We start from the raw sequence: 14,097 nt of genomic DNA, 5'->3' as shown, positions 1-14,097 counted from the left end.
CAGAACGGATGACCGAGGAACAGGTGCGCGCCGCGGTCGCCGTAGCCAACGTGCCGAGCCTGCTGATGGTGCTCTTCCAGTTCAGCGGCGACGAACGCTGGCTCCAGGACCCCTACCTTCCCACCCGGGGGAAGGGACTCGTCGACCACGACTCCGGTGGGCTTCCGGATGCGGTCCAGATCGAGATCCGAGAGGCCTCCGTCGACGTCATCCTGCGTCTGCAGGACGGCGAGACGCCTGCCATCACCGCTCCCTCCCCCGAGCTGACCGCCCGGATGATGAGCGTCTGCATGGGCGAACCGGTCGGGGGCGAGCAGGGCGAGATGCTGGCCGCGGAAGTCGCTCGCCGGATCGACCCGGACCAGCCCGAGCTGGCCCTGCCACCCGTTCACGCCCCGGCCGGGTTCAAGATCCTCCTGATCGGCACCGGGGTGGCGGGCCTCGCCGCAGTGCACCAGCTCGAGGACATGGGCGTCGACTACGAGATCCTCGAGCGTCAGCCGGACGCGGGTGGGGTCTGGTGGATGAACACCTACCCCGGCTGTGGTGTGGACACCCCGAGCCACCTCTACTCGTTCTCGTTCGCGCGCAACGACTGGAGCCGGCATTTCGAGCTGCGCGACGACATCCAGCGCTACTTCACCCAGACGCTGAAGGATCTGGGCGCAGACCAGCGCATCCGCTACAACACCGAGTTGCTCTCGGCCAGCTACGACGAGGAGCGCAACAAATGGGCCCTGCGGGTACGCTGCGGCGACGCCGAGGAAACCCTTGAGGCGGACGTTGTGCTGACGGCGGTTGGCTCGCTGAACCTGCCACGACTCCCCGACGTTCCGGGCCGCGACACCTTCGCCGGGACCCAGTTTCACTCGTCACAGTGGCCGGAGGACCTGGATCTCGACGGGAAACGAGTCGTCATCGTGGGCGCGGGCGCGAGCTCCATGCAGATCTCGCCCGCAATCGCCGACCGTGTCGGCCACCTGACGATCGTCCAGCGCTCGCCGCAATGGGTCGCGCCGTTCGACAAGTTCATGCAGCCGATCACCGCCGAGCTGCGCCGGCTACTGCAGGGCTGCTCACTCTACTTCGCCTGGTACTGGATCCGGCTGTTCTGGCAGTTCGGCGACAAGGTGATCGAAGCTCTGCGCGTCAACCCCGAGTGGGAGCACCCGGAACGTTCGGTCAACGCCCGCAACGACGCCCACCGCGAGTTCTTCACCCGGTACCTCACCGACCGTCTCGCGGGCAGACCCGACCTGATCGAGAAGTCGCTTCCCGACTATCCGCCCTTCGGCAAGCGGATCCTGCTCGACAACGGCTGGTTCGAGACCATCCGCCGCGACGACGTCGACCTCGTCACGGACTCCGTCGCGGAATTGCGGCCCGGCAGCCTCATGACGGGGTTGGGCACCGACCTCCCTGCGGACGTCGTGATCTGGGCGACCGGTTTCCAGGCCGCCCGATTCATGTCGAGCGTCGACGTCCGCGGCCACGGCGGCGCCAGGCTGAGCGACGTTTGGGAAGACGACAACCCGAAGGCCTATCTCGGCGTCTCGGTGCCGGGCTTCCCCAACTTCTTCATGCTCGGCGGCCCGAACTCGTTCCCGGGCAGCGGCAGCTTCCTGTACTTCATGGAAGTCCAGATGCGGTACGTGCGGGCGCTCCTCACGACGATGTTCGACCGCGGGATCGCCGCGCTCGACGCGCGCCAGGACGTCACCGACGCCTACAACGAGCTCGTCGACCGCACTCATGACCGGACGGTGTGGACCCACCCCGGAATGCAAACCTACTACCGGAATTCGCGCGGCAGAGTCATTTTTGTCATGCCATTCCTGAACGCGGAGTACTGGCAAATGACGAAGAATTTCAACCTGAGCGACTACACGATTCGCTAGTCATTCATAACCGGACCAACGGCAGCCGGGACCGGGCGGGTCCCGGCTTGTCGGCGTGCCCAGGAAACGTATTCGCACACCTCTGACGTCGTTTACTCCAACGTTGACAGCGTGGAAGACCTGTGCGAGCGTTGCCCTCCCGACACAAAGACGTCCGGGCAGGCATCTCAGGAGGAGTCGTGTCCTTAAACGACATCGGGCGCGCATCTGCGGATCCTGCACCCGCCACCACGCAGATCATCGATCTGAAAGCTTCTCGACGTGCCCTGGTGGCCGGGTCGCTCGGCAATCTCGTGGAATGGTATGAATTCGCGATCTACGCCTATATGGCCCCGATTATCGCCCCCCTTTTCTTTCCCTCGACGAGCTCCGCGGCGAGCATTCTCTCGACATTCCTCGTATTCGCTCTCGCATTCTTCCTGCGGCCTCTCGGCGCCGCGATCTTCGGGCCGCTCACCGATCGCTGGGGCCGCCGGCCCGTGCTGCTGCTGATCATCACCATGATGGCCCTCGCGACAGCCGCGATCGGCGTCCTGCCCACCCACGCCGCAGTCGGCGCCCTCGCCCCGATGCTGCTGACCCTCTGCCGCATCGCGCAGGGCATCTCGGCGGGTGGGGAGATGGGCGGAGCGGTGTCGCTCATGGTCGAGTCCGCCCCACCCGGCAAGCGTGGCGCCTACGGTGCCTGGTCTTTCACCGGCACGACTCTCGGCTATGTGCTCGGCGGCGCCGTCGCCACGATCCTCTCCCTGACCCTGTCGCCGGCGGCCCTCGCGTCCTGGGGCTGGCGGGTCGCGTTCCTCCTCGCCCTGCCGATGGGTCTCGTGGTCGTCTACATCCGGCTCAAGGTCGATGAGACTCCGCACTTCAAGGAAGTCGTGGCGGATCGCGAAACGGCTCCCGCGGCGCCCGCCAAGGCACCCTCGGCCGCGAGGCGACCGCTCGGATACCTCCTCGCCACGGCGGCCGTGGTCGTCGTCTACAACGCGATCGGCAACACCTTCATGGTCGGGATGCCGACGTTCCTGTCGAAGAGCTACCACATGTCGTTCGCCCAGTCGTCAGTGCTCGCGCTGGTCACGGGCCTGGTCGGGGGTCTGACGATGCCGTTGTTCGGTGCGCTGTCCGATCGGGTCGGCAGACGTCCTGTGCTGCTTGCGGGGACGGTCAGCGTGGTCTTGCTGTCCTATCCGATGTACATGATGATCGGGCTGGGATTCGGCGGCGGCCTGGTGGCGCTCTTCGTGGCCGGAATCCTGATCGGAGTCGTCGGCGGCCCGATGCCGGCGTTCCTGTCCGAACGCTTCCGTACCCGGAACCGGGCGGCAGGCGTGTCGCTGACCTACGCGCTCACGGTGGCGATCTTCGGCGGCACGGCGCCGTACGCGATCACCGCGATCGCCGACGCGACCGGCGACCGGCTCTCCGCCGCCTATTACACCCTCGGCTGCGGTCTGATCAGCCTGGTGGGGCTACTGGCCGTCAGCCGTGTCCACCGTTCCCAGCACCAAGAGGCCCTGGAGGACTGATCGTCCTCGTCGTGAGCCCGGAAAGGAGCAACCGTGCATCGCGTCAGACTCGACGACGGAGGGCGCCCCGTGGCCGGTTCCGGAATCTTCAGCGAGAGCGTGCCTCTCGCCGACCTCCTGGTGCGCTCGGCGCACTCGCACCCCGAGCGCACCGCACTCGCCTTCCCGGGCGTCCGGATCAACTACTCCGAACTGCTCGACGGTGCGACCCGTACGGCCCGGGCGCTGCACGCACTCGGCGTGCGCCGGGGGGACAACGTCGGCGTGCTCATGCCGAACTCGCCCGAGTTCGTCGAGTCCTTCTTCGGGGCGGCTCTGCTCGGCGCCGTGATCGTGCCGGTCAACGCCCGCTACCGCAGTGCGGAACTCGGTTATGTGATCGACCACGCCCGGCTCCGGGTCGTGCTGACCACTGACCGAATCGCCGAACGCACCGACTTCCGGAGGCTCCTCGCCGACGCCCTCCCTTCGGTGAACACGGCGGACGCGCCCGGCGGCCCATTCGCCGAGGCACCCCACCTGCGGCACCTGGTGATTGTTCGCGGCCGCGGGGGTGGCTCGTTCCTCGGTGCGGACGAGTTCGCGTCCCTCGCGACCACCGTCGACCCGTCCGTCGTGGCCGAGGCCCGCACCAGGGTTCGGTCCCGTGACGTCGCGCTTTTGCTTTACACCTCCGGGACCACCGCCCATCCAAAGGGATGCCTCATCAGCCACGAGGCCATCTCGCGCGGGAGCATGGGCCGGATGACGGAGAACGTCCCGCTCGGCGAGCGGAACGTGTTCTGGTGTCCCAGCCCGATGTTCCACATCGCCTGCATGCAGGTCTTACTGGCATCGATCGGACTGGGAGGCACATTCGTCACCGACACGCACTTCCGGCCGGACAGCGCGTGGCAGCAGATCGTCGAGCACGATGTCACCTCGCTGTGGCCGTGGTTCCAGGCCGTGATGCTGGGCCTCGAGGACGCGGCGGGATTCGACCCGGCGGCGATCCCGAACGTCCAGGCTTTCAGCCTGATCGGCCCGCCGGCCTTCCTGCGGCGTATCCAAACGTTGTTCCCCCGGGCCGCGCACATCAACGGCTGCGGGATGTCCGAACTCTCCGGCTACTACGCCATGTCACCGCTCAACGACGATCAGGAAGCCCGGGCCACCACCGGCGGCAAGCCGGTGAGCGGGGTCGAAGTGAAGATCGTCGACCCGGAGACGGGCGAGGAGGTCCCGCGCAATGCTCTCGGCGAGATCCTCATCCGCGGCTACCTGCAGATGGAGGGCTACTACCGCGACCCGGAACGCACAACCGAGACGATCGACGCGGACGGCTGGCTGCACTCCGGTGACCTCTACCGGATGGACGACGCCGGGCACATCTCCTACGAGGGCAGACTCAAGGACATGCTCAAGGTCGGCGGCGAGAACGTCCCCGCGATCGAGGTGGAGTCTTTCCTCTGCACTCATCCCCACATCCGGATCGCCGAGGTCGTGGGGATACCAGACGATCTGCTCGACGAGGTGCCCGTCGCGTTCGTCGAGATCGAGCAGGGTGTCAGCCTGGACGCGGACGAGATCATCGCCTGGTGCCGTGGACGGATCGCCAGCTTCAAGGTCCCCCGGGCGGTCCATTTCAAGACAGCGGGAGAGTGGCCGATGTCCGCGACGAAGGTCAACAAGGTCGCGCTGCGCAAGGAACTCGCGGCGCTGATGGCCCGCACGGCCTGACTACCTGGCGCCGCACACACGGAGAAAGGATGGTGGTGATGCCACCATCGGTCGCTCTCCTACCGGCGCTTCAACCCGTCGTATAGCAAAGCCGAGAAGGTCTCGATGACCTGGTCGGCTCGGTGCCCGCGTACCCCGGGCTTGAACCAGCGGTGGGTCCAGTTGACCATGCCGAAGAGCGCTTTCACCACCACCTGCGGCGAGAGATCCTCGCGGAACTCCCCGTCCCGGACACCCTTGGTGATCACCTCGGTGACGATCGACTCGAACCGGCGAGTCTTGCGCACCATGTCCCTCGCCCATGGCGTGGTCTGATAAGCGACCTTGCCCATGTCCTCCTGGATATAGACATAAACATAGGGAAAGTTCGCCGCGTACGAGGTCATCTGCAACTCGATGAGCAGGCGGAGCTTTTCGTGAGCGGGCGTTTCCAGATTCGCGATACTAGTGGCCTCGAGGAGATTTTCGTCTAGCACTCTCTTCGCGGTCGCCTGGAACACCTCCTGGAAGAGCTCCTCCTTGCTCGCGAAGTAGTAGTAGATGGCTGCCCGGTCGGTGCCGAAGCGAGCGGCGATGTCGTTGAGCGTCGCGGCTTCGTACCGTTCAGGAAACGTGTAAGAGCGTGTCCTGAGCCGTCGCCTTGCGGCGCGGCGTTGACCGCGTGGGTCTTCCCGTGGCGGTACCCGCTGCCAGCAAAGCGCTGGTCTTATATGGGTTTCCATCGGGCTCGTTTATCGTCGCCCCGCAACTCGAGGAGGACGCCTCAACCAGTGCCGCGAGATTCACCGCGGCGTTGAGGTCACGATCCATGCTCATCCCGCAGGACTCGCACTGGTAGGTGCGTTCGGACAGGCGCAGCTTGGCTTTCACCACACCACAGCCCGAACACGTCTTGGAAGAGGGAAACCAGCGGTCGGCAACGTGTACGTGCACGCCGGACCAGGCGGCTTTGTACTCGATCTGACGCCGTAGCTCGGCCATGCCGACCCCGGCGACGTGCCGCGCAAGGCGGCGGTTACGGACTATGCCGACCACGTTGAGGTCCTCGACCACGATCGCCCCGAAGGTGCGCACCAGGCGGTTGGTGAGCTTGTGCAGCCCGTCCCGTCGGGCGTTGGCCACCGTGATGTGCAGCTTCGCGATCCGGGCCTGGGTCTTGCGCCACCGCTGCGACGGCTTCTGCCCGCTACGGCGGTCCAGGCCGGTGCGGCGGGCGGCCTGCCGCTGCAAACGGCGCAGATCCCGCTGCGCGAGTTCCAAAAGCTTCGGGTTGGCAATGACGTGGCCGGTCGACAGCACCGCGAGCGACTTGATGCCGAGGTCCACACCGACCGCCGTGTGCGGTTGGGTTGGTGCGGGATCGTTGCGGTTGATCTCCACCGAGAACGAGCAGAACCACCGCCCGGCCCGCAGGGAGACTGTGGCCGACCGTATGCGCGCGGTGCCACGCTCCACGTGGCGGGCGAGCTTGCGGGTTGACTCGTGCGTGCGGATGGTGCCGATGCGAGGCAGTTTCACATGCCTGCGGTCGTCTGCCAGACCGAAGCTTCCGGTGGTGAACCGGCACGACAACCCGGACCGCTTGCCCTTGAACCGGGGAAACCGGATCTTCGGGCCTGTGCGTCTGCCGTTGTTCGAGTCGTCCCAGTTCTTCAACGCGGTCGCAAGATGGGCCAGCCCGGATGAGTACGCCTCCTTCGAGTTCTCGCCCCACCACGGCGCCACCACGGGTTTGGCCTGGTTCCAATCCCTCCGAAACGAGTACGCGGACCAGTTCAGCGACGGGGTTGACTCGTCGCCGGCTAGGCCGTATGACTTCTCGGCTGTCCGCTGGTCCAGGTTCGCTTTCACCCGGGCAAGGCCCCAGTTATAGGCGTAGCGCTGCGCGCCGCAATGCGACCGCAACGCCGCATCATGCTCACCTGTGGGGTCGAGCGCGAACCGATATGCCTGCAACACCACGCTCACGTGGTCACCTCAGCGGCACGCACGGCCGCCTTGGCACGTCGCGCGGCCGACCGGCGCCCGTACAGGCGGGCACACATCGAGGTCAGCACCTCGACCATGTCCCGCACCAGGTCGTCTTTCACCTCGTCCGGGTTGATCACGATGATGCTGCGGCCGGTTGCGGACAGCGCGGCGTCGAGGTGCTCGACACCGAACCGCGCCAACCGGTCGCGGTGCTCCACCACGATCCGCGTCACGGTGGGATCGGCAAGGAGTTTCCGCAGCTTGACACAATGACCGTTCAGTCCGGAACCGACCTCGGTCACCGTCTCCGCGAGCGTGATCCCGCGTCGGCCGCATTCCTCAGCGACTCGCCCGGCCTGGCGTTCGAGATCGTCACGCTGGTCAGCCGACGACACCCGGCAATACACGACAGTCCGCCCCTGGGGCGGAGGCGCCTTCTCCTCAACACAGCACCACTTCCAGCAAGGTCACCTACCCGCACCAACCTCACCTTCCGCGCTCGTGGCGCACTTAAAGATCAAGCTCCGAGCCGGCCTGTTCGGATGATCAAGGCATCGCCTTGTCCTCCTCCGCCGCACAGCGCGGCTGCACCGACTCCGCCGCCGCGGCGCCGCAGTTCGAGCGCCAGGGAAAGAACCAGGCGCGCACCGCTCATTCCGACCGGGTGCCCCAGCGCGATCGCACCGCCGTTGACGTTGACCTGGTCCGCCGACACGGCCAACTCGCGCATCGACGTGATCGCGACTCCGGCGAAGGCCTCGTTGATCTCCAGCAGGTCGAGGTCCGCGACTGTCAGCGATCCGTCGCGGCGCAGCGCGTCCCGGATGGCGTTGGCAGGCTGACGCAGCAGCGATGGATCCGGACCCGCGACGGTTCCGTAGGCGCCGATCTCCGCCAGCCACGGCAGGCCCAGCGCCTGCGCCCGGTCCTTGCTCATCACCACTACCGCGCATGCGCCGTCGGACAGCTGTGAGGACGACCCTGCTGTGATCGTGCCATCCTGGGCGAAGGCTGGCCGCAACCGCGATAAGTGGGCGGCCGTCGTCTCCGGACGAATCCCCTCGTCCTGGTCGACGACCGTCTCGCTGCCCTTGCTGGACACGGTCACCGGCACGATCTCCTCGGCTAGCCGTCCCTCCTTCGTCGCCGCGGCCGCGCGCGTGTGCGACTCGGCGGCGAACGCGTCCTGCTCGGCCCGGCTGATCCGCATCGTGGCCTGGTACCGCTCGGTCGCCGCGCCCATCGATACCCCGTCGAAGGCACAGGTCAACGCGTCCACGTCCAGCGCGTCCGCCAAACCAGTGCCGCCATAACGGAAGCCCCGCCGAGCCCCGGCCAGCACGTGTGGCGCGCTCGTCATCGACTCCAGGCCGCCGGCCACCACTGTCTCGTACTGCCCGACGGCGATGAGCTGGGCCGCCTGCGCAATCGCCGCCAGCCCCGACAGGCAGAGCTTGTTGACAGTCGTCGCGGGGACCGTCATCGGAATGCCCGCGCGGGCGGCGGCGAGCCGGGCCGGATTCGGTCCTACTCCGGCCTGCACAACCGTGCCCATGATCACCGCGTCTACGTTGGCACCGCTCAGGCCAGCACGAGCCACGGCCTCCTGGATCGCGATACCGCCGAGCGCAGGCGCTGTATGCTCCGCGAGCGCGCCGAGCAACCGGCCGATCGGGGTGCGCGCGCCTGCCACCACTACTGCTTCCACCATTGTCTTTCTCCCTTCACGACGGGCAAGGACTGCAACACCTGGCTGTTACCGCGTCGAGCGGGTGCGCCGCTCCAGCGCGCCGAGATACCCGCTAATGGCCTTCTGGGTGTCGGTCGAGGACCACATCGCCAAGACGGCCTGATCATCTTCGCTGCGCGCCGCGATCCGGTCGCGTGCCGGTTGCTGGAGTTGCCTCTTGCTGAACGAGAACACTTCGGCCGGGATCCGCGCCATCCGCTGCGCATGTCCAACCGCCGAGTCCAGCAGGGCATCCGGCAGCTCGATGTGATCGATCAGCCCGATCGACCGTGCCTGCGGCGGGTCCAGCAGGGCCGCGGTGAGCACCAGTTGACTAGCCACAGGGCCGACCGCATGCCGGACGATCTCCAGCGCGCTGGTGGGAAATGGGACGCCAACGCTGAGTTCGGCGAGCCCGATCGTGCCCTGCGACATCACCCGCAAGTCGCACGCCGCCGCCATCACGCACCCGCCGGCGATCGCATGGCCGTTGACGGCGGCCACCACGGGACCGGGTCGGTCGAAGATCGCCAGGAACGTCTCGGAGAGGGCGGGCAGGAACTGTTCGACGTAGGCCGTGCCGCCGTCCAGGATCCGCCGCAGGTCGACTCCCGCTGAGAACGCCGTATCGGTCCCGGTAAGCACCAGGGCCCGTTCCTCGTCGATCTCGTGCATGGCGGCTGTGATCGCCTGCAGCAGGTCGAGGTCAAGCGCGTTTACCTTGCCATGCCGGAGCCGCACGACCGTGACTCCGGACCGTTCCTCGATGTCCAGCATGATGCCTCCTGATCCAGGCGAGGTGAACCACGAAAATCCCTGCAATGCAGGGAAAGTTGGCAAAATTCGGCTAGCAGGCGGCCGGCTCCGCCGTCGGCTCGCTGAGGGGAGCCCGCAGCGCTCGTTTTGTTGATCTCCGTGACCGGCATCCACCATTCACCAGGCGCGATGAACCGGACTTCCCGCAGAATCTTGTAGCGGGCGATCTTTCCCTGGCACAACTCGATGAGCTCGGTCCCGGAGACGACGTGCCCTGTGCGCACCTCGACGAACTCGACCGGCACCTCGTCCGGGCACCCGTCGGCGGGCACCGACGACCTCGACGCACTCCACGGCGGGATGGGGGGCCAGGAAGGGCTCGATCTCGATCGCCGCGACATTCTCGCCGCCGATCTTGAGCATGTCCTTGAGCCGGCCTTGGAAGACGACCTGGCCCTCGTCGGTCCAACCGTAGAGATCGCCGCTGTGCAGGCACCGGTCGGCGTCAAAACTCTCCGAGGTCTGCTGCGGATCCTTGTACGCCCGCTCCACCGGGCCACGGGTCATCGCCTTGTGCGAGAGCATGCAACCCTTGGGGTTCGCCGTCGTCCCCGAGGTGTGGAGGGTGGCTGCGACATCCCACACCCGGACCCGGCGCGCCATGCCGAGTTCGGCCGCCTTGTCCGGGAACACCAGTGCGTCGCGCCCGGGATAACGGGTGGCCGACCGCACCAGTAGGTCGCCGATGCTCAAGACCTCGGCCCATTGCCCGTGTTTACCCATACTGATCTCCAGTCATCGACGCCCGCTGGTCTATCGTGCAACGCATTCCGTGCGGTCGCCGTTTCTTCGACTTGTCACACACTCGTTTTTGTGTGCGGCACGCACCTCGCCCTGAACGATTCCCGCGGATCGAAGCAGGTAGAGTTTGGACATGGCCAACCCCGCTAAACGCCCTCCCGAAGCCACTCGAAGCGGCCTCAGCCAGCGCCGCCAGAGTGCACAGGTCGAGGGGGGCGCCGCCTACCGGGCGAAGCGCAACGAACTGCTGCAGATCGCCGGCGAAGTGTTCAAGGAGAAGGGTTACGAGGCAGCGACGCTCAACGACATCGCCGCCCGCTTCGGCACCGACCGTGCCGCCATCTACTACTACTTCGCGAGCAAGCAGGAGCTCTTCCAGGAGGTCTTCCAGGCTACTGCGAAGAAGGTCCTCGACGACAACCTCTCCGAGGCCACCCGCATCGCCGGCCTCGATATCGACGCCCATCAGAAGCTCCACCTCCTCATCAATTTGCAGATCACCTCGTACGAGGCGAACTACCCATATGTCTACGTCTACATTCAGGAAGACATGGGAAAGGTCGCCTTCCAAACCACTTCTTGGGCCAAGGAAATGTTCCGAAAGACCCGCCGTTTCGAACAAATCGTCACGGATGTCATCACGTCCGGCGTGCGCGAAGGAACATTCCGCGACGACCTGTCGGTGCCGCTGGTCGTGAAAGCATTGTTCGGAATGGTGAACTGGACCCACAGGTGGCTCAAACCAGGCGACCGGAAATTCACCGCGCAGCAGGCCATCGACACGTTCTCTGCACTCCTCTTCGACGGCTTGCACCGCACCTCCGAGTAACGGAGGCGTCGGTGCGCCGTCTACCGAGGCAGGTTGGCGGGCGCCGGCTCCTGGACCGGCGAGCGCGCACGAAGCTTGCTTGCGAGCGAGGTTACGACGTCCTCCCACGGACCGGACGTGGATCGCCAGATTCCGGTTGGCGTTGCGCGCCAAGCGTTCCCGGTCGGCGACCGGGTGCGGCGCTTTAGGCTTTCCCGCCTGGTCGATGTCGTAGCCCGCGCAGAATCCCTTGCCTGCGCCACGGATACTGATCACGGGGCCGCCGGTGTGCGCCAACCCTTCAAGGGCATCGAAGAACGCGTCGAGCATTGCGTTGGACAGGGCATTCGCCTTCACCGGCCGGTTCAGCACGATCCAGCTGATCGGCCCGCGATGCTCGACCAGCATCTCGCCGTACTCCGGCGGTACCGCCTCGTGCTGCCCACCGTGCCGGTCGGACACTGCGATCACGACTCTGCGCGTCCGATCGGGATCTGTTTGTTGACGTGGACGTCCACGACTCCGTCAGCCCGCGGCTCGCGGCGAGCGAAGCGCCAGCCGTAGTCGTGTCCGGACCGAGGTCGACGACGATGTCCGACGTGGTGGCTGGTCGCGGCGGAGGAACTACCGGTGCCGCCCATTGTCTCCCGGTACGCCGCATGCCCTTCCGCGCCGAAGCCCTGCCCGTAGGCCACGTAGCAATCTTCGGTGAACAGCGCCGCGAGCTCGTCGGGGTGGCTCATGTCGAGATGGAAGGCGTAGTCGAACGGCAGGCCGTGGACGCGCTCGGTCCCCACCAGTTCGGCGACGAGCGCCTCGGTCGGTTGTTGGGTGGTCGTCACAGTTGCCTCCGGATCGACTGGGTGGCGGCGATGACGTTGCGCCTGCAGGACCGACCGGTCGGCGTGCGGATCGGTAACCGCCACCTGCGCGGAGCAGGTGCTATGGACACTATCTACCTATTCGTAAACGTTCAACAGAGCACTGTGGCGCAACATCTTCTCGTCTGCTCGCTTCCATCAAGCGGCAGTTTACATAGACGTTGACAGTTTACGTTGATGTAGATAACTTTGTAGCACCGCTCACACCGGAGTTCACCGGCCGCCACCTACGAGACCGGTCAATGCCAGACGGACGCCGCTGCGGGATCCAAGCGCAACAGCGGCCAGAACGACTACCTCGAAGGAGAGGGCCGATGGTCGAGCTCGAACCCAGCAACGGCGACCCGGCACAGCTGCGCCGGGTGTACGGTTGCTTCCCCAGCGGCGTCACCGCGGTCTGCGCCCTCGATGACGACACGCCGGTCGGCATCGCGGCCAGCTCGTTCACCTCGGTGTCGCTCGATCCGGGCCTGGTGTCGGTGTGCGTGCAGAACACCTCGGCGACCTGGCCGCGGCTGCGCACACTGCGCAGGCTCGGAGTCAGTGTGCTCGCCGAGGAGCAGAACAAGGCCTGCCGGACCCTTTCGCTCAAGACCGGTGACCGGTTCGCCGACTGCGAGTGGAGCGTCAGTGCCAACGACGCGGTGTTCGTGCACGGCGCCGTCGCCTGGCTGGACTGCTCGATCCACAACGAGGTGCCAGCCGGCGACCACACCATCGTCCTGCTGAACATCCACGCCCTGCGCGCGGAGCCCGACCGTGCACCGCTCGTCTTCCACGCCAGCCGCTTCCGCCAGCTCGTCGCGGTCTGAGCCGAGAGGACTCCACTATGGACACCGCAACCGCCCCGTCCCGAAAGGCCGTGGATACCGCGATCGCCCAGATCTCCGAGGGAAGACCAGTGGTCGTCGTCGACGACCAGAATCGGGAGAACGAGGGGGACCTCATCTTCGCCGCAGAGCTCGCCAGCCCTGAGCTCATGGCGTTCCTGGTCCGGCATAGCTCGGGGTTCGTGTGCGTCGCACTGCCGCAACCGGACTGCGACCGGCTCGTGCTGCCGCCGATGCACCACACCAATTCCGATGGGTTCGGCACTGCGTATCGGGTCACCGTCGACGCCGCGTCCGGGATCGGCACCGGCATCTCCGCTCGTGACCGCGCACGCACCGCCCGGCTGCTCAGCGATCCGGGCGCTCGGCCCGCAGACTTCACCCGCCCCGGCCACGTCGTCCCGCTCGCTGCCCGCCCCGGCGGCGTGCTCGAACGCCAGGGCCACACCGAGGCTGCCGTCGACCTGACCCGCCTGGCCGGGCTCCGGCCAGGCGGCGTGCTGTGCGAGATCGTCAGCACCCGCGAACCGCACCGGATGGCCCGCCGCGACGAGCTCGCCGAGTTCTGCGCCAAGCACGACCTCGTCATGGTCGGCACCACCGAGCTCGCCGCCTATCGGCAGCTGGTCGAGCGCCGGATCGAGCGGGTGACGTCGATCCGGCTGCCCACCGAGGCCGGGCCCGTTCACACCGTGGGCTACCGGTCCACCATCGACGACACCGAACACCTCGCTCTGGTCACGGGTCGCCTCTCCGGCGAGCACGACGTCCCAGTACACATCCACGTGGAGTGCCTGCCCGGTGACGTCTTCGGCTCCTGGCGGTGCGGCTGCGCCCGCCGCCTCGACGCCGCGATGCGCGAGATCACCGCGCGCGGGCAAGGCGTCGTGATCTACCTACGGCCCGGCGGCCCGAGCGCCTTCCGAACCCTCCAGGTACGCGACACCGGCGACGTCCACTCCCCCTGCGACGAGGTCCTGGAACTCGCCGACCTTCGCGGTCTCGCCGTGCAGATCCTCCGTGACCTGGACGTGCGCGGAATCAGGCACCTGCACAACCCGCCGGCGGTGCGCACGGCATTCGACGAGCTCACCCCGGACGCGGGCGAGCACGCCGCGCCGCCGGGCGAAGTCGCATAGCACCACCGGACACGACCTGTCGCGGCCCGAATGAAT

The 14,097-nt window shown here is 66.6% G+C and carries 12 protein-coding genes and 3 pseudogenes; 6 read left to right on the top strand and 9 right to left on the bottom strand.

The genetic code is table 11. From position 1 onward, the window contains the following. Positions 1–8: 8 nt before the first annotated feature. The 3 genes from DL519_RS05965 to DL519_RS05955 all read left to right on the top strand — a co-directional run bounded on the left by DL519_RS05965 (position 9) and on the right by DL519_RS05955 (position 5,146). Positions 9–1,898: a flavin-containing monooxygenase gene (locus DL519_RS05965; RefSeq protein WP_190813225.1), complete on the top strand. Its 1,890-nt coding sequence runs from the start codon at positions 9–11 to the stop codon at positions 1,896–1,898. Between the two features lie 179 nt (positions 1,899–2,077). Further along, positions 2,078–3,427, top strand: coding sequence for an MFS transporter (locus DL519_RS05960; RefSeq protein ID WP_190813224.1), 1,350 nt, complete (start codon positions 2,078–2,080; stop codon positions 3,425–3,427). A 33-nt stretch (positions 3,428–3,460) separates the two neighbouring features. After that, positions 3,461–5,146 carry a class I adenylate-forming enzyme family protein gene (locus DL519_RS05955; protein ID WP_223838491.1) on the top strand — a complete coding sequence of 562 codons (1,686 nt, stop codon included), beginning with the start codon at positions 3,461–3,463 and terminating at the stop codon, positions 5,144–5,146. A gap of 59 nt (positions 5,147–5,205) precedes the next feature. Here the strand turns inward: DL519_RS05955 and DL519_RS05950 are convergent, their stop codons facing one another. From DL519_RS05950 to DL519_RS45775, 7 genes and pseudogenes are all read right to left on the bottom strand, one after another. After that, on the bottom strand, positions 5,206–5,646 hold the full coding sequence (locus DL519_RS05950) for a hypothetical protein (protein WP_263399794.1): 441 nt from the start codon (positions 5,644–5,646) through the stop codon (positions 5,206–5,208). Positions 5,647–5,655: 9 nt separating this feature from the next. Continuing rightward, positions 5,656–5,733 (bottom strand): annotated as a pseudogene (locus DL519_RS48420) (TetR family transcriptional regulator); the annotation flags it as partial. A 16-nt stretch (positions 5,734–5,749) separates the two neighbouring features. Then, the gene (tnpB, locus tag DL519_RS05945; RefSeq protein WP_190813222.1) at positions 5,750–7,114 is read right to left on the bottom strand and encodes an IS607 family element RNA-guided endonuclease TnpB; all 1,365 of its coding nucleotides are present in this window, start codon (positions 7,112–7,114) and stop codon (positions 5,750–5,752) included. Next, positions 7,111–7,533, bottom strand: a pseudogene (locus DL519_RS05940) (IS607 family transposase); the annotation flags it as partial. The gene tnpB and the pseudogene DL519_RS05940, both read right to left, overlap by 4 nt. A gap of 101 nt (positions 7,534–7,634) precedes the next feature. Next, complete coding sequence (locus tag DL519_RS05935; RefSeq protein ID WP_190813220.1) at positions 7,635–8,828, bottom strand: acetyl-CoA C-acyltransferase; 1,194 nt, start codon at positions 8,826–8,828, stop codon at positions 7,635–7,637. Between the two features lie 45 nt (positions 8,829–8,873). Continuing rightward, on the bottom strand, positions 8,874–9,623 hold the full coding sequence (locus tag DL519_RS05930) for an enoyl-CoA hydratase/isomerase family protein (RefSeq protein WP_190813219.1): 750 nt from the start codon (positions 9,621–9,623) through the stop codon (positions 8,874–8,876). 156 nt (positions 9,624–9,779) lie between these two features. Beyond that, the gene (locus DL519_RS45775; protein WP_223838490.1) at positions 9,780–10,385 is read right to left on the bottom strand and encodes an AMP-binding protein; all 606 of its coding nucleotides are present in this window, start codon (positions 10,383–10,385) and stop codon (positions 9,780–9,782) included. Between the two features lie 151 nt (positions 10,386–10,536). On the opposite strand from DL519_RS45775, the gene DL519_RS05915 reads away from it, so the two are divergent. Continuing rightward, positions 10,537–11,232 carry a TetR/AcrR family transcriptional regulator gene (locus tag DL519_RS05915; RefSeq protein ID WP_190823787.1) on the top strand — a complete coding sequence of 232 codons (696 nt, stop codon included), beginning with the start codon at positions 10,537–10,539 and terminating at the stop codon, positions 11,230–11,232. Positions 11,233–11,433: 201 nt separating this feature from the next. On the opposite strand, the pseudogene DL519_RS49700 reads toward DL519_RS05915, so the two are convergent. Next, positions 11,434–11,619 (bottom strand): annotated as a pseudogene (locus tag DL519_RS49700) (enoyl-CoA hydratase/isomerase family protein); the annotation flags it as partial. Between the two features lie 59 nt (positions 11,620–11,678). Beyond that, on the bottom strand, positions 11,679–12,053 hold the full coding sequence (locus DL519_RS05905; RefSeq protein WP_190813218.1) for a nuclear transport factor 2 family protein: 375 nt from the start codon (positions 12,051–12,053) through the stop codon (positions 11,679–11,681). A 353-nt stretch (positions 12,054–12,406) separates the two neighbouring features. On the opposite strand from DL519_RS05905, the gene DL519_RS05900 reads away from it, so the two are divergent. After that, positions 12,407–12,904: a flavin reductase family protein gene (locus DL519_RS05900; RefSeq protein ID WP_190813217.1), complete on the top strand. Its 498-nt coding sequence runs from the start codon at positions 12,407–12,409 to the stop codon at positions 12,902–12,904. A gap of 17 nt (positions 12,905–12,921) precedes the next feature. Next, the gene (ribB, locus tag DL519_RS05895) at positions 12,922–14,061 is read left to right on the top strand and encodes a 3,4-dihydroxy-2-butanone-4-phosphate synthase (RefSeq protein ID WP_190813216.1); all 1,140 of its coding nucleotides are present in this window, start codon (positions 12,922–12,924) and stop codon (positions 14,059–14,061) included. Positions 14,062–14,097: the final 36 nt, after the last annotated feature.

Origin of the sequence: Saccharopolyspora pogona, assembly GCF_014697215.1 — a bacterium.
In the GTDB taxonomy this organism is placed as follows: Bacteria; Actinomycetota; Actinomycetes; order Mycobacteriales; family Pseudonocardiaceae; genus Saccharopolyspora; species Saccharopolyspora hattusasensis.
This window is presented reverse-complemented; position numbering and strand designations above follow the sequence as displayed.